This window comes from Corallococcus sp. AB045 (assembly GCF_003668895.1).
In the GTDB taxonomy this organism is placed as follows: domain Bacteria; phylum Myxococcota; class Myxococcia; order Myxococcales; family Myxococcaceae; genus Corallococcus; species Corallococcus coralloides.
On the sequence record NZ_RAWN01000075.1, the window covers coordinates 1 to 15560 of the forward strand.

Below are 15560 nucleotides of genomic sequence, written 5' to 3' on the forward strand. Positions count from 1 at the left end.
CGCCCACCTTCTGCCCCGGCCCCACCTTCCAGTGCCGCAGCGGTGAGTACGTGGTGATGCCCGCGCAGAGCAGCGGCGCCACCGCCGCGGGGTCCAGGTTCGCGGGCACCTTCAGCGCGAAGTGCTCGTCCACCACGAGGCGATCCGAATACCCGCCCTGCGTGATGCCCTTCCCGTCCCGCTCCCGGCTGCCGTAGGTCAGGACGCCCTGGACCTTGCAGTACTGCTCGTACCCGTCCCGGCAGTCCGCGCAGGCGCGGCATGAGTCCACCATCGTGCCCACGCCCGCCAGGTCACCCGGGCGGAACTTCGTCACCTCGCTACCCACGCGGACCACGCGGCCCACGATTTCGTGTCCCGGCACCAGCGGGTACTGGGAGAAGCCCCAGTCGTTCCGGGCCATGTGCAGGTCCGAGTGACAGACGCCGCAGTAGAGGACGTCCAGTTGCACGTCGCGCGGGCCGGGCTCGCGGCGCTCGAACGGGAAGGGGGCAAGTAGGGAAGAGGCATCCGGGGCCGCGTAACCGCGAGCGGAAATCATGGGCAGTGCTCCTGAAGGAATGTGTCGCTTCCGACGCCCGGAAACATGTCCCTGGGAGGCTGTTCGCGAAACGGATGGAATCCGCACGCGGCATGTCGGAAAACTTCCGAATGGCCACCACCCCCCTCAATGCCCTGAACGCCTTCCTCGCCGTGGGACGCCGGCGCAGCTTCGCGGCGGCGGCCATCGAGCTGGGCATCTCCCCGTCCGCGCTGAGCCAGCAGGTGCGTCAACTGGAGGCGAAGCTGGGAGTGCCGCTGCTCACCCGCACGACGCGCAGCGTGGCGCTGACGGACGCGGGGCAGCGGCTCCTGGAGCGCGCCGGTCCTTCCGTGGCGCAGGCGTTGGAGGCGCTGGAGGCGGCCACCGCCAGCGCGGGAGAAATCACCGGCCGCGTGCGCCTGTCCGTGCCCACCATCTCCCTGTCCACGGTGGTGACGCCCATCCTGCTGCGCTTCGCCCAGCGCCATCCCCAGGTGGAGGTGGAGTTGCGCATCGAAGACCGCTTCGTGGACATCGTCGCGGAGGGACTGGACGCGGGCATCCGCCCGTTCGAGGCCGTCGAGCGGGACATGGTGCAGGTGCGTCTGTCCAAGCGCTTCCGCTACGTGGTGGTGGGCTCTCCCGCGTACCTCAAGCGCAAGGGGACGCCCCAGCGCCCGGAGGACCTGCTGGAGCACGACTGCGTGAACATCTTCCTGCCGACCACTGGCGCGAAGTACGCGTGGGAGCTGGAGCGCGGCAAGAAGACGTGGCGCATCCCCGTGCGCGGCCCCGTGCTCGCCACCAACGAGGAGGTGCTGGTGGCGATGGCGGAGGCGGGCCTGGCGCTCATGTATGCCTTTGAGCCCACCATCGTGCCGCGCTTGAAGCGCGGCACCCTGAAGCTCGTCCTGGAACCCTACGCGGCGTGGATGGAAGGGTTGTTCCTCTACTTCCCCAGCCGCGCCCAGGTGTCCCCCGCGTTCCGCGCCTTCCTGGACGTGGCCCGCGAGGTGACGGCTGAACGGCCCTGAAGGTCAGTCGCGCGGCGGACCGCGGCGGCGGTCCACCACGCCCGTGGTGACGGGCAGGTCCGCGGACTGTTCGCTCCGGGCCCGCAGGCTCATGGACCCGGTGCTCTCCGCGGGCAGCCCCGCCCAGGTCCGCAGCCGCTCCAGCGCCACGGCCTGCTCCGCTTCCGGCAGGCCCGTGATGCGGGAGCCGTGGTTGCCGCCCGGCTGGAAGAACCGGAACGAGTCATTGCGCGCGCTCACGCTGAACGCTCCCGTGGACCAGGGGTCGTTCTCTCCGTAGACGAGCAGGATGCGCTCGCCGAACACCTTCACCCAGCCCTCCACGATGGGCATCACGAAGGGGTTGAAGGGGTACGGCCTCATGTCGAAGGGCACGAGCGCCCGCGGGTCGTAGCCCCGGGGATGGTGCAGGACGCCGCTCAGGTGGGCCTCGTCGGACGCGTAGCTGCCCAGCTGCGTGGCGGCCTGGAAGTCGTAGGGCGCGTAGTAGTCCAGGTCTCCGTCGCTCATGTACGAGAGGCCAACCACATAATCCAGGAAGTCCACCAGCCCCTGCGCGGAGCCTCCCGGCGGGGGAATCTCGTCACACAGCGACGCGTCGCCGTACTGCCAGAAGGCGAAGGCGAACTCGAGGGCGCTGAACTCCAGCGCCTTGTCCACGCCCAGGAAGTCGTAGGTGCTGCCGTAGTACGCCGCGCCCGTCGCCTGGAAGAGCGGCTCCGTCTCCGCGCGCCGCTCCAGCACTTCACGCTGGAAGCCGCGGATGCTCTCGCGGCACGCGGGCGTGCCCAGCTTGCTCAAGAACTTCACGTAGCGCGGGTCCTGCGTGCCGTAGCTGTTGGGCGCCACGTAGGCCACCGTGGCGTCCACGTCGCGCGGGAAGAACGCCCGGTGGTAGAGCGACGTCATGCCGCCCTTGCTGCCGCCGGTGCTGATCCACTTGCCCGGGAAGAGCGGCTTGAACGCCTGGACGATGCGGTGGTGGTCCGCCGCGGCCTGCTCGATGCTGAGCAGCTTCCAGTTCGCGGGCTGCGGAATGGAGGGCCCGAAGAAGCGGTGCTCCACCTGCAGCTGGTTGCCCTGCAAGAGGAAGGCGGGCTCCGTCTGGCCGGGGTTCGTGCTGATGCCGTAGCCCGTGCTGGCCAGCACCATGGGCGCCGCCGCGTTCCGGAAGACCAGCGTCATCCGCTGCTGGAAGCGCGTGCCATTCGGGTGCAGGTGGTCCGCCGGCTGGTCATAGGCCAGCACGAAGATGCGCGCGCCAGTGGAGGTCGGCGGCCGCTCCAGCAGCACCGTGAGGCCGGGAATCGCCTGCAATTGCGCCAGGATGTCCGGCGCCGCGTCCTGTGTCAGGGATTGCGCCTGGACCTCTGGCGCGCTCGGGGCGATGGACTCCGGGGGGAGTTCGCTGCCGCCGTATGCCTGGAGCCCCAGTGCCAGCGCACACGCCAGCACCGCGGGACGACCGAAGAAACGTGACATGGGTAAAGCCCTCCTTGGGCGAAAGACAGAACGAACATGCCGGTCCTGTATTTCCAGAAGAAGGACGTCCCAGGTGCTTCCCGGCAATTACTTACGCCGTGGAGCTGAGTCGCGCAGCAACGGCTGACCCTGGCGCAGGTGTCTGGCCAGCGCGGCGTAGGAGCCCCCCTGGTACCTGGCCCACGCGTCGGGGTGCAGCAACTGCTCCAGCGCTCCCTCGATGACCCGGGCGTGCCCTTCCAGGTGCGTGTCCGCGTGGACCTGGTCCACGGCGTCCGCGCGGTCGTCGGCCACCACCGCGCGAGCCGTCAGTGTGTCCGCGTAGGTGGAGTAATCGTTGTAATAGGTCCAGGCCGCGCCGCGCAGGGTGAGGCCTCCCAGCGCGACCAGCTCTCCATGGAAGAGGAGGTTGTCCGCCTGGATGGAGCCGCCCGCGAAGAGCAGGGCGTAGTCGAACCCTTCGTGGATGATGTTGCCCTCCACCACCAGGTCCCCCGCGACCAGCAGGCGGGACTGGTCCTCCAGGAGGAGGTGGCCCTTCACGTGGACGCGGCCCTCTTCGAAGACGAGGTCCGTGCCTTCGGAGAGCGTCAGGTCTCCGTCCACCTGCTTCGTCGCGGCGGAGGTCGGAAGTCCGGCCTTGAGGTGGGCCCGCTTCCCGGCCGTCCCGCAGGGCTCGTGGAGCGAGGCGTGTTCCATCAACTTCTGGAGCAGTGACATGGTGGGACCCTGTTCGGTGGGAGGCCCTGGCTCTAAGGTCCCGGGCAATGAACGTCTACGAGATTCGCGGTGCCTTCGGTCTGGACAACCTGGTGCGCGCGGAGCGGCCGGACCCCGTGCCAGGGCCCTTCCAGGTGCGCGTGCGCGTGAAGGCCACGAGCCTCAACTCGCGCGACCTGATGATGGTGGAGGGCCGCTACAACCCGCGCCAGAAGCTGCCGCTGGTGCCCAACTCGGACGGCGCGGGCGTGGTGGACGCGGTGGGCCCGGGCGTCACCCGCGTGAAGCCCGGCGACCGGGTGATGACGCTGTTCGCGCAGGGCTGGCAGTCCGGTGAGCCGACGAAGGCCATCACCGCCACCACGCTGGGTGGACCGCTGGATGGCGCGCTCGCGGACACGATGCTCCTGCACGAGGACGGCGTGGTGCTCACGCCCGCGTACCTCTCCGACGAGGAGGCCGCCACGCTGCCGTGCGCGGCGGTGACGGCGTGGAGCGCGCTCGTCACGCAGGGCGGGCTCAAGGCGGGAGACACGGTGCTGGTCCAGGGCACGGGCGGCGTGTCCATCTTCGCGCTGCAGATTGCCCGGCTGTTCGGCGCGCACGTCATCGTCACGTCCAGCCGCGACGACAAGCTGGAGCGGGCCCTGAAGCTGGGCGCGCAGGAGGGCATCAACTACGTCTCCACTCCGGACTGGGAGAAGGCGGCGCGCACGCTCACCGGCGGCGTGGGCGTGGACCACGTGGTGGAGGTGGGCGGCTCGGGGACCTTCGAGAAGTCACTCAAGGCGCTGCGCGTAGGCGGCACCGTGTCCGTCATCGGCGTGCTGTCCGGTGGGGCAGGCTCCGTGTCGCTGGTCCCCATCCTGATGCAGAACCTGCGCGTGCAGGGCGTGTTCGTGGGCCACCGTCAGTCCTTCGAGGCGATGGCGCGCGCGTTCACGCTCAATGACATCCACCCGGTGGTGGACCGCGTGTTCCCCTTCGCGGAAGCGCGCGCCGCCTTCGAGCACATGAAGCAGGGCGCGCACTTCGGGAAGATTGTCATCAAGGTGAGCTGACCCACGCGAAGTGGAAGTGGGCCTCCACCGTGGGCGTGGTGGTGTTCTTGGGCAGGGGCGGGAAGGGCGCTGCCTTCTTCACCGCGGCGAGCGCGGCGGCGTCCCACGCCTTGGCGCCGGACTCCGTGAGGATGGCGGTGGAGACCAGCTTGCCGTCCTTGTCGAGCACGGCCTGGACGATGGTCTTCTTGCCCAGGGCCGGTGTGCCCTTGGGGCCCGGCTGCTTCCAGGCCTTCGCCACGCGCTGGAAGGCCTGCTGCTGATAGGCCGGGCTGTCCACCGAGCCCTGGAAGTAGGTCTGCAACTGCGGACTGCCGCTCGCGGCCAGGGCCCCGGATGCGAGGGCCAGCGCGAGCACCACCACGGCGGTTTTCGGGATGTGGAGCATGGGCCGAATATAGGGCCCGCTCAGCTCCTCGGCTGGGGGCCTCGGGGCGGCAGGGGCTTTGTTTCGGGGGGCTTGCTGACGCCCTTCTCCGGCAGCCAGGACAGGTCGTACACCGCCGCGTCGCCCGCGGCGCGCATCAGCACCACGGAGGCGCCGTGCGCGCCGCTCATCTCCAGGCCGGCGGAGAAGAGGCCCCGGTAGAAGCCGGCGATCACCACCGGGCGGCAGGTGAGCACGTAGCGCGTGGGGCCCGTCTGCTCCAGCCGCGCCTCCAGGTAGTTGGTGCCGGTGCGCAGGTTGCGCGTCATCCGCTCCAGCATCCGGTGCGGCCCCAAAAGCCGCACGCCCGCCAGGAGCGCGCTGCCGATGAGCGTGGCGCCGTAGCCCTCCAGGAAGCGCCGGCCCACCACCTCCGCGCCGTCGTCCAGCGTGGCCTCGGGCGCGAGCACGGACGACGCCAGCTTCAGCGACTCCACCCACACCTCCAGCGGATAGGCCACCGACAGCTTTCCGCGAGGGTCGATGCCGGCCGCGCGCAACTGCTGCGCGCACGGCTCGTCCAGGTGGTCACCCAGGGCGCGAATCAGCCCTTCGAAGCTCTGCTGGAAGACAAGGCGTTCGGGGGTCATCGGCATGTCCTCCCACGCTACCCGTGTGAGCGGGGCCGCCTCAACCCGGTAGGTTCCCAGGTCTCAAGAAGTCCGCGCGGAGTGTCCGAAAACGCAGTGCGGCAGAAGCGCCGACGGGTCGGCCGGCGCGGCTCGACGCGTCGAAAGGGGGCGGGGAGGGTGCGCTAGGGTCGGGGCCATGCCGCATGACGCCCTCGCAGATGTCTCCACGGCCGCGATGCAGGAGCGCGGAGGTTCACGGGGGACTCCCCGCGCCGTGTCCGCGCTGACGGTGGTGTCCCATCCTGTGCCCCGGCGCGTGGGGGAGCGGCTGCTGTTGGACGCGGTGGTGGCGGGGCGGACCCTGGCCCTGTCGCGCAACGCGCCGGACTTCGCGAAGCCGGGCAGTTCGCTGGGGCTGCCGCTGGCGGATCCATTCGTGAGCCGCAAGCCGCTGGAGCTCTCCGCCCTCGCGGCCGGGGGCGTGCGCCTGGCGGTGCCGGAGGACGGCACGCACGTGGTCGCGACGGGCGTGCCGCTCCAGGGCGCGAGGGACTTCGAGCCGGCGGAGTTGATGGATGGGGTGGCGCTGGAGCTGTCGGGCCGCGTGGTGCTGCTCTTGCATACGGTGGAGCTGGATGGCGAGGGCCCGGCGGACACGCCGGGCATGGTGGGCGAGAGCGCGGGCCTGCGACGGCTGCGCAAGCACATCGAGCGGGTGGCGGACCTGGACGTGTCGGTGCTCATCCGGGGCGAGACGGGCACGGGCAAGGAGCTGGTGGCGCAGGCCATCCACCGGCTGTCACCGCGCAGTGCCGGGCGCTTCGTCAGCGTCAACCTGGGGGCCATCCCCAAGGACCTGGCGGCGGCGGAGCTGTTCGGTTCGAAGAAGGGCGCATACTCCGGGGCCACGCAGGACCGCGAGGGCTTCTTCCGCGCCGCGCACGGAGGCACGCTGTTCCTGGACGAGGTGGGCGAGGCGCCGCCGGAAGTGCAGGTGATGCTCCTGCGCGTGCTGGAGACGGGGGAGTTGTATCCCGTGGGCGCCAGCCAGCCGGTGAAGGTGGACGTGCGGCTCATCGCCGCGACGGACGCGCACCTGGAGGAGCAGATCCGCGACGGGCGCTTCAAGGCGCCGCTCTTGCACCGGCTGGCGGGCTACGACCTGCGCGTGCCCGCGCTGCGTGAACGGCGCGAGGATGTGGGCCGGTTGTTCTTCCACTTCGCGCGCGAGGAGCTGGCGGCGCTGGGCGAGGCGGCGCGGCTGGACTCGGAGGATCCGCACGCGGAGCCGTGGCTGCCCGCGCCGCTGGCGTCGCGGCTGGTGCGGGCGGCGTGGCCGGGGAACATCCGGCAGCTGCGAAACCTCACGCGGCAGCTCGTCATCGGGAGCCGAGGACAGACACGCTTGCAGCTGGATTCCCAGTTGGAGGAAGCGCTGGGCACGGCGGCGGGAGCGGCGACCGCGCCGATGCCGCAAGGAGCCCACGTGGGGATTGGCGCCGCAGTGGCTCCGGCGTGGGCGGCGGGAGCGGCGACCGCGCTGATGCCGCAAGGAACACAGGCCTTGGCTGGCGCTCCCGTGGCTCCGGCGCGGGGTGCGGGGGCTCCGGAGGCGGTGCCCCGGCGCAAGCCCTCGCAGGTGACGGAGGCGGAGCTGCTGGCCGCGCTGCGGGCGAGCGCGTGGGACCTGAAGGCCACGGCGGACGCGTTGGGCATTCCCCGTCCGTCCGTCTACGACCTCATCGAGCGCAGCCCGAACCTGCGCACCGCAGGGGACCTGGGCGCGGACGAAATCACCCGCTGCTTCGAGGCCTGCGGCGGCGACCTGGACGCGATGGTGCGCACGCTGGAGGTGTCGAAGCGCGCGCTGGGGCGGAGGATGAAGGAGCTGGGGCTTACGGCGAAGGCGCCCTGAGCGGGGGGCCACGCCGCATGGCACGCTGGATGCTAAGCCGTCGCGTCGTCCGTCCCCATCCCCCTGGAGGGTTCCCCATGCGAAGCCGCGTCCTCTTCCCGCTGTGCCTCACCGGACTGCTGCTGGCCTGTGCCAGCGGTGGCGCCCGTTCCACCTCCTCCGAAGCGGCGTCGTCCGACAGCGGGCCGGTGCAGCCCTGCGCGGTGAGCCCGACGCCTCCCGAGGGGAGCATCCCGGTGTTCATCACCGCCAGTTCGGACGGCAAGGTGCACTTCAGCAGCACGAAGGTGCAGGTTCAGGCCGGGCAGACGGTGAGCTTCGTGTCCCAGGTGCAGCAGGACCGGTGCATCGGCGTGTCCAACAGTGGGCTCCTCAAGGACTGCACAGAGAACCCCCTGCCGGTGCCCGCGTGTCAGGTCGCATCCTGGACGCTGCGCGCCGGGGATGAGCCGGGAACGACCACGTCGTTGTGGTCCTGCCCGACGAGCGACTGCTCCAAGTGCACGAAACCGCAGGGCATCCGGGTGACCATCAACGGCACGCTGGAAGTCACCGGACGCAGCGAGGACTGAGGCGCGCGGTCCCCCGGAGTGGGCCTCGTCAGGGCTTGCGGGCCCTGGCCGGCCGGGCGGGCTGCCGTGGCGGCGGGGCCGGAGTCGCGGTGGTGCCGGTGCTCGCGGTAACGGCCCTGAGCTCTTCGAGCCCGAGCTGGATGTGCCGTGAGAGGTCCTGCGCCTTCGGGTCCTCGAGCCAGCGCTCGAATGCGACCTTGAACACCGCGATGCCTGCCTCCGCGGCCAGGCTCGCGGTGGGTTCGGTGACGCCGCGCTTTCGAAGCGCGTCCGCGGCGGCCGAGGCCAGGGAGGCCAGCTTGATCAGCTCGCGCTCCCGCAGCTCCGCGTGCGCGGCGAGGAGCGCCTGTCGCGCCCGGGCATGGTCGCGGCGGTCCTTGAAGAAGGGGGCAAGGGACTCGAGGGCCGCGGAGACCGCGTCGAGCGGCGCGGTCCCCTGGGGCGCCTCCGCGATGGTGGTGACGATGCGCTCGTGGAGCGCGTCCGAGCCTCCGAACAGGACCTCCTTCTTGTCGGTGAAGTAGCGGAAGAACGTCCGCTCCGTGAGCCCCGCGCGCGCGGCGATCTCCTCCACCGTCGTCCGGTCGTACCCGTGCTCCTGGAACAGCGTCATCGCGGCCTGTGCGAGCCGGTCTCGTGCGTTGGGTTCCCAGCGGCCCATGGGCACCAGCATAACCTGATTGCAGTCACTGACATCACTTGTTAGGAGTGATGTCAGTAGCTGACATCAAGGAGCTTTCCATGCGCGTATTCGTGACGGGTGCGTCTGGTTTCATCGGCTCGGCGGTCGTTCCTGAATTGCTGGGGGCGGGGCATCAGGTGGTGGGGCTTGCCCGCTCGGATGCTTCGGCCCGGGCGCTGGAGGCGGCGGGGGCGGAGGTGCATCGCGGTTCGCTGGACGATCCGGACAGCCTGCGCGCCGGGGCGGCGAAGGCGGACGGGGTCATCCACCTGGCGTTCATCCACGACTTCTCCCGCTTCGAGGACTCGGTGCGTGCCGACGCGCGCGCGATTGAAGCCATGGGCAAGGCGCTGGAGGGCTCCCAGCGGCCTCTCGTCATCGCGGCGGGGCTGTTGTTCCTGGCGCCGGGACGCGTCGCCGTGGAGACCAACGCGGCGGCTCCATCGGGGCGCGGCGCGTCGGAGGCGATGATGCTCGCGCTGGCCGAGAAAGGCGTGCGCACGTCCATCGTGCGGCTTCCTCCGTCGGTTCATGGAAAGGGTGACCACGGCTTCGTGCCGCACCTCATCGCCTCCGCGCGGCGGACGGGCATGGCTGCCTACGTGGGGGAGGGGGCGAATCGCTGGCCCGCTGTGCACCGGTCCGACGCGGCCCGGCTCTTCCGGCTCGCGCTGGAGCGGGCCCCTGCTGGTTCAAGGCTCCACGCCGTCGCCGACGAGGGCGTGCCCACCCGGGACATCGCGACCGTCATCGGTCGTCGGGTAGGGGTGCCGGTCGCTTCGAAGATGCCAGCAGAGGCCGGCGACTTCCTCGGCTTCCTGGGGGCGCTCTTCGCGCTCGATGCGCCTGCGTCGAGCGCCCGCACGCGCGAACAGCTCGGCTGGCGGCCTGAAGGGCCCGGGCTCCTGGCGGACCTCGACGACGACCACTACTTCGCACCGGACGCTGGCACGATCCTGTGAGCGCGATGGAGAAGCGCTGGCGCCTCGGATCTACGCGCCAGGTCTGACACGAGGCCGCCCGGAGCCGCTGGACCGGCGGCATCCTGCCGTCCGATTGGCGAGAGGAGGGCGCGCGCCGCGCCAGGCCATCGGACGTGAGGTCTGCTCGTCCGCACGGATGAGAAGGTGAGAACCCAGCAGGGTCTCCCCGTCCGCGGAGCACCGCACGAACCTGTCGGACAGTCGGACAGGTTTGAGCAGCCGAGTCCGCAAGAGCCCCCGTTTCACCCGGACCACGGAAACCTGTCGGACAGTCGGACCGCGATTGGGAGGACCGTGCCGGGAGCTCCCTCGTCTACCGAGCCGCAGAAACCTGTCCGACAGTCGGACAAGTTTGGGCGGTCATGTCCGCAGGGCACGCCGCTCCAGCCGAGCTGCGGAAACCTGTCCGACAGTCGAACAGGTTGGACAAACGCGCCGGGGGGGGCAGGCCGCTCCATCCGGGCCGCGGAAACCTGTCGGACAGTCGGACAGGTTCAGGAGAACCCGGACCGAGAGCTGCTGCTCCATCCGGGCCTCGGAAACCTGTCGGACAGCCGGACAAGTTTGGGCGGCCGTGTCCGCAGGTGCGCCGCTCCATTCAAGCTGAGGAGACCTGTCGGACAGTCCGACAGCTTTGAGAGGGCATGGCAGGGAGGAGCCTCCGTTCCATCCGGCCCACGGAAACTTGTCCGACAGTCGGACAGGTTTGGGCGGTCATGCCCGCCAGGGGGCCCCGCTGCGTACAGCCCACGGAAACCTGTCCGACAGTCGGACAGGTTCAGGCGGTCATTGTCCGCAGGGGCTCCGCTGCGTACGGCCCACGGAAACCTGTCCGACAGTCGGACAGGTTTTGGAGGGTCGCGCCGGCAGGAGGTGGATAGCGGGGACGGCTGGGCGCTTGGGGCGTGAGCCCACTCCGGCGTTCAACGCGGCGGTGCTGCCTCGGATGACCCAGCTCAGCCCGAGGTCTCCCGATGGCTCACGGCCATCATCGTCGCGAGCATGGTTGCGATGGGCTTGAGGCCCGCATCGGTCTCCGCGAACACGTCACCTGTGGTGACCGTGAGCGTCCGGCCGGGCTTCGTCACCCGGCCCTGCGCGATGAACTTCCGGCCCGCGGCGGGTGCGAGGAAGTTCACCTTGTACTCCACCGTCAGGACGGCGGCGTCCACGGGCATCAGCGAGTACGCCGCGTAGCCGCATGCGCTGTCGACGATGGCCGTGACGATGGCAGCGTGCAGATAGCCGTGCTGCTGCGTGAGGTCCTCCCGGAACGGCAGCTCGATGACGACCTCTCCCGGTGACACGGACGTCAGCGACGCGCCAATCGTGTCCATCACGCGCTGGCGCGCGAAGCTGTCTCGAACGCGCTGCTCGAACGCGGCGTCCGCTGGGGTGAAGACCTGCGGTCCAAAGGGGGGCCCGGCTGCGCTCATGGAAGTGCTCCCGCCCGAAGGAGTTCGGGGCCGTTTGAAGGTACCTCGCAGCGCGGGAGGTGACCGCCTGGGCGTTGCCGGCAGTGCTCAGAGCTGGGGGGCGCTGCCGAAGCCGATCTCGTTCCCGTCGAAGTCCCGGTAGGTGACCCGTCGGACGCCGTCTTTGTACGTCTCCTGCTTCTCCGCGTGGATCCCCCGCTCGGAGAGCTGGGCCACGAGGCCGTCCAGGTCGTCCACGAAGATCGATAGGTTCGCGTGGCCCGCGTGCTCGGGGCGTTCATCGATGAAGATGGACCGGTACTCCGCGAGATCCCACACCGCCTTCGTGGGCGTGGCGACGAGCGTGGGCGGCCCGCCGAACAGTCGCGAGTACCAGTCGCAAGCCGTGGCGTAGTTCGAGACGGCGATTCCAGAGTAGAGCGCGAGCGGCATGCGCCGACGCTATGTACGTTGCATCAGGACGACAACGCCTGAACGGCGAAGATGCCGCGCACTCTCCAGCGCCGCGCCAGGTCGTCACGCACGGAGGCCCGAGCAATGCCTCCTTGTTGCACGCAGCCGGTGCCGTCATTCCGGCGGCAGCTTCGCGAGTGCGCGACGCAGGTCATCGCGCAAGCTGCTCGCGTCCTTCCACCGGGGGCGCGCGGTGTGCACGGCTTCGATGAGGGATAGCCCCTGCTGGAGGTGTGCGCGTGCGTCCGGACCCGAGGCCGTCGCGCCCCATTCGCGGAGGAACGCGCTGTAGGCCAGTCGCGGGTCCAGGTTCTCGGGATCCAGCTCCAGCGCCTTCTGGAAGTCGCTCGCGGCGGCCTGGAAGGACGCGTCTGGCTTCTGCCCCCGTCGGGCCTCCGCGCGAGCCTGGAGCGCCCGTACTTCGCCACGCCAGCGCCACGCCTGCGCGAGGGATGGGTTGAGCTTCAGCGCGCGCTCCAGCGCCTCCGTGGCCTGGACGAGCGCCGGCCGTGGATCCTTCTCGTGCTTCAGCGCGTACGCGGCCACGGTGTGGTGCACCTGGCCCAGGTTGGCCCACGGCTCCGCGAGTCCGGGCAGCAACGTGGTGGCCTGCTGGAGTTCGGCCTGTGCCTCCTTCGCGCTCGCGGTGGGATCCTGGTCGCGCGGCAGGCGCCAGGTCGCGCGCCACATGCGCACCTCGCCCAGGTTGTTGTGCGCGAAGCCCACCTTGGGCGCGATGGCGATGGCCTGGAGGAAGGCCTGCTCCGCCTGGTCCAGCAGGGGCTCCGGCGAATCCCCCCGGTCCCACGCCTCGCGGGCCTGGTCGAGCAGGATGGTGCCCACGCCGTTCTGGAGCGGCGGCAGCTTCGCGTTGATGGTGACGCCCTGGCGGTAGGCCTCCAACGCGCGGGCAAGCCCTGGCCCCGCGTCGCCGCCGTGGTCTCGCAGGCGCAAGGCGAGCGCGCGATGCACCTCCGCCAGGTAGAACCACGCGACGACGTGCCCCGGGTCGAGCTGGCTCGCGCGCTCCAACGCGGTCCGGGCTTCTTCCAGGTCCGCGTCCTGCGACGGTGCACGCGGATGGTTGGCGCGGTTCACATAGGCCGTGCCCAGGTTGATCCACGCATCCGGCCGTTTCGCGTCCAGCGCCAACGCCCGCCGGTAGGACGCGATGGCCTGCTGCCGGAAGGGCAGCGAGTCCCCTCCGCGCCCGTCCTCCGAATCCGCCCACACCTTGAAGACGAGCCCCAGGTCCAGGTGGAAGTCGTAGTCGCGCGAGGACTCGGGAATGGATTCGAAGGCGGCGACGGCGGCCCGCAGGTGTTCGCGCGGATCCTCGTTCCGGTCCTGACGGTAGCGGGCCCACTGCCACCAGCCCATGGCCAGCGCGTGGCGCGCCTCCACCTTCTCGGGCGCAAGCCTCAGCGCCTCCTTCGCCGCGTCGAGTGTGCGCGTGAGGAGCGGCTCCACGTCGCCTCCACTGCTGAGGCTCGCCTGGGCCAGACGCCGGTGGAGCCGGGCCTCCAGCACCCACGTGTCCGCTTCATCGGGTGCCGCCGTGCGCGCGCGTGAAACGGCCTCCATGCCGCGCGTGTACGCGGGCATCACATCGCCCTTGCCGGACAGTTCCAGGATGAGGGCCTCCTGCTCCAGCTCCGCCCTCGCGCGGTGCACGGCGGACACACTGCGGCCAATGTCCGCCGCCGCGTCGTAGGCCCGCCGTCCGGCCTCCAGGTCGTCCCGGGCCGCGTCGCGTTCACTCGCCAGGGAGTGGCGCACGGCGCGAGCGAGCAGCACGTCGCCCCGGAGCAGCGGCGCTTCGTGGAACCACGGCAGCCGCGTGCCCAGCGCGTCCAGCGACTTCAGCGCGTCCTCGAAGCGCTCTTGATGGAAGGCGCGGAGGGCCTGCGCATATTCGGGGGCAGGGACCTCCGCGCCTCGGCCCTGCTCCAGGAAGGCCAGCGCCGGGTCTCGCGAGTGCGCCCAGGCTTCGCGCTGCTTCGCCTCGCGGCTGGCCGCGTCCGGGATGCGGTCCGCTTCCAACCGTTCGCGCTGGTAGCGGTGGCCCAGCACCAGCGCGAGCGCATACGCCACGCGGGGCTCGCGAAAGCCCTTCGCCCAGGCGGCCTCCAGGTGCGTGAGCGCGGCCTCCTCGTCTCCCAGCGCGAGGAACCCGCGCCCCAATGCGTAATGGCCCGGGCCTTCCGCGACGGGACCAGCGTCTCGCATGGAGGCTTCGATGTCGCGCATGCGGGCGCGCATCGCTTCGCGGTCCGGCCGCGTGTCGTGCAGGGGCGCCTGTCCGGAGTAACGGGCCTGGGCCTCGATGCGTTCGACGCCTTCAGTGAAGCGCCGGACAAGGGCCTCGCGGCGAGCCACCTCCCGCCGGGCCATCACCCCCTGGCCCACGGCGCCCGCAACGGCGAGCCCGGTGATGCTCGCGACGACGACGGCGACCCGGTGACGGGCCACCCACTTGCGCACGCGGTACGCAGGACCGGTGCGCGCGAGGACCCGCTCCCCTTCGAGGAACCGCGTGAGGTCGTCCGCCAGCGCCCGCGCGGAGCCATAGCGCCGTGAGCGGTCCTTCTCCAGGCACTTGAGGGCGATGGCCTCCAGGTCCGCCGGAATCCCGGCGTCCAGCTCACGAGGACGGCGAGGCTCCTGGGTGGCGATGCGTCCGAGCACCTCCAATCCATTGGCACCGATGACAGGCGGTTGGCCGGTGAGCAGGTGGTACAGCGTGGCGCCCAGGCTGTAGATGTCCGCGCGCCGGTCCAGCCGGGTGACCTCGCCCCGGGCCTGTTCAGGGGCCATGTACTGGGGCGTGCCCAGAACGGTGCCGGTGGCGGTGACGGCATCGTCGCTGGACCAGTCTCGCGCCAGGCCGAAGTCCATGACGTAGGGGCGCAGGGCTCCATCCTCGCCGCGCTCCACCAGGATGTTGGACGGCTTGAGGTCGCGGTGCACGAGCCCGGCCAGATGGGCCGCGTGCACGCCCAGCGTGGCGTCGCGAAGCACGAGCGCCTTCTGCTCCACGGACAGCGTGCCGGCGAGCGTGTGCAGCGGCGCCCCCGCGATGTACTGCATGGCGATGTACGCGCGGCCCTGGACTTCACCGACCTCGTACACGCGGCAGACGTGTTCGTGGTCCACGCGGGCCTGGGCGCGGGCCTCGGAGATGAAGCGGCGGGACAGCTCCGGGTCCTCGTCGCGAACGAACTTCAGCGCCACGTCGCGGTGCAGCCGCAGGTCCCGGGCCAGGAAGACGCGGCCCATGCCTCCCTGGCCCAGGAACCTCACGGGCCGGTAGAGCGTCCAGTGCGGCACCGGGAACGCGGGACCGTCCGTGGCGGCGGCGGGGGCGGCCCCTGGAGGCAACGTGTCGTCAGCGGTGCCCGGCTTGGGCGCGCCATCGGGCACGGGCGGTGTCCCGGCTTCCGCCTCCAGGCTCCGGCGCAGCGACACGAGCGAATCCTCGGTGAGCCGCCCGCGCTCCACGAGGAGCTGGAGTGGAGAGACGCCGCGCCGCGCCGCCTCCTCGCGCAGGGGGGCCACGTCCTCGCGGGAGAGCAGGCCCTCGGCCAGGGCCATGCGCAGCTCCGCTTCGTTCGCCTCAAACACGCCAGCACGCTCCCATCGCGCGGAAGAGTACCGGAGCCCCCATCCTCCACGCACGGCGGCGCGGCGCGACTTGCGG

14 protein-coding genes are annotated in these 15560 nt (G+C 70.7%); 5 read left to right on the forward strand and 9 right to left on the reverse strand.

Annotated elements, in window-relative coordinates; genetic code table 11:
- A partial coding sequence (locus D7Y21_RS19320) for an NAD(P)-dependent alcohol dehydrogenase (protein WP_158627316.1) occupies nt 1–541 on the reverse strand: 541 nt, incomplete at its 3' end.
- Between the two features lie 110 nt (nt 542–651).
- On the opposite strand from D7Y21_RS19320, the gene D7Y21_RS19325 reads away from it, so the two are divergent.
- A complete protein-coding gene (locus D7Y21_RS19325; protein ID WP_121714949.1) occupies nt 652–1557 on the forward strand; it encodes a LysR family transcriptional regulator in 906 nt (301 codons plus the stop codon).
- 3 nt (nt 1558–1560) lie between these two features.
- Here D7Y21_RS19325 and D7Y21_RS19330 read toward each other — a convergent pair whose 3' ends face one another.
- Both D7Y21_RS19330 and D7Y21_RS19335 read right to left on the reverse strand, forming a co-directional pair.
- On the reverse strand, nt 1561–3039 hold the full coding sequence (locus tag D7Y21_RS19330; RefSeq protein ID WP_121714917.1) for a S28 family serine protease: 1479 nt from the start codon (nt 3037–3039) through the stop codon (nt 1561–1563).
- Between the two features lie 87 nt (nt 3040–3126).
- Nucleotides 3127–3759, reverse strand: coding sequence for a hypothetical protein (locus D7Y21_RS19335; protein WP_121714919.1), 633 nt, complete (start codon nt 3757–3759; stop codon nt 3127–3129).
- 47 nt (nt 3760–3806) lie between these two features.
- Between D7Y21_RS19335 and D7Y21_RS19340 the strand changes: the two genes are divergently transcribed.
- Nucleotides 3807–4820: an NAD(P)-dependent alcohol dehydrogenase gene (locus D7Y21_RS19340; RefSeq protein ID WP_120562196.1), complete on the forward strand. Its 1014-nt coding sequence runs from the start codon at nt 3807–3809 to the stop codon at nt 4818–4820.
- On the opposite strand, the gene D7Y21_RS19345 is transcribed toward D7Y21_RS19340, so the two are convergent.
- Complete coding sequence (locus D7Y21_RS19345) at nt 4807–5208, reverse strand: TonB family protein (RefSeq protein WP_120562195.1); 402 nt, start codon at nt 5206–5208, stop codon at nt 4807–4809. The genes D7Y21_RS19340 and D7Y21_RS19345 overlap by 14 nt on opposite strands.
- A 20-nt stretch (nt 5209–5228) precedes the next feature.
- Entirely contained in the window at nt 5229–5837 is a 609-nt protein-coding gene (locus D7Y21_RS19350) for a DUF2378 family protein (RefSeq protein WP_120562194.1), read from the reverse strand.
- 178 nt (nt 5838–6015) lie between these two features.
- Here D7Y21_RS19350 and D7Y21_RS19355 point away from each other — a divergent pair, with 178 nt between their 5' ends.
- Complete coding sequence (locus D7Y21_RS19355) at nt 6016–7734, forward strand: sigma 54-interacting transcriptional regulator (protein ID WP_121714921.1); 1719 nt, start codon at nt 6016–6018, stop codon at nt 7732–7734.
- A gap of 77 nt (nt 7735–7811) precedes the next feature.
- Entirely contained in the window at nt 7812–8306 is a 495-nt protein-coding gene (locus D7Y21_RS19360; protein WP_121714923.1) for a hypothetical protein, read from the forward strand.
- Between the two features lie 28 nt (nt 8307–8334).
- Here D7Y21_RS19360 and D7Y21_RS19365 read toward each other — a convergent pair whose 3' ends face one another.
- Nucleotides 8335–8967 (reverse strand): TetR/AcrR family transcriptional regulator, encoded by a 633-nt coding sequence (locus D7Y21_RS19365; RefSeq protein WP_120562604.1) that lies wholly within the window; start codon nt 8965–8967, stop codon nt 8335–8337.
- Between the two features lie 80 nt (nt 8968–9047).
- On the opposite strand from D7Y21_RS19365, the gene D7Y21_RS19370 reads away from it, so the two are divergent.
- Nucleotides 9048–9950, forward strand: a complete 903-nt coding sequence (locus D7Y21_RS19370) for an SDR family oxidoreductase (RefSeq protein ID WP_121714951.1) — start codon at nt 9048–9050, stop codon at nt 9948–9950.
- A 977-nt stretch (nt 9951–10927) separates the two neighbouring features.
- Here D7Y21_RS19370 and D7Y21_RS19375 read toward each other — a convergent pair.
- The 3 genes from D7Y21_RS19375 to D7Y21_RS19385 form a co-directional block, all read right to left on the reverse strand.
- Nucleotides 10928–11407, reverse strand: a complete 480-nt coding sequence (locus tag D7Y21_RS19375; protein WP_121714925.1) for a PaaI family thioesterase — start codon at nt 11405–11407, stop codon at nt 10928–10930.
- An 87-nt stretch (nt 11408–11494) separates the two neighbouring features.
- Nucleotides 11495–11839, reverse strand: coding sequence for a VOC family protein (locus tag D7Y21_RS19380; RefSeq protein WP_121714927.1), 345 nt, complete (start codon nt 11837–11839; stop codon nt 11495–11497).
- A gap of 135 nt (nt 11840–11974) precedes the next feature.
- The gene (locus tag D7Y21_RS19385; protein WP_233612194.1) at nt 11975–15484 is read right to left on the reverse strand and encodes a serine/threonine-protein kinase; all 3510 of its coding nucleotides are present in this window, start codon (nt 15482–15484) and stop codon (nt 11975–11977) included.
- Nucleotides 15485–15560: the final 76 nt, after the last annotated feature.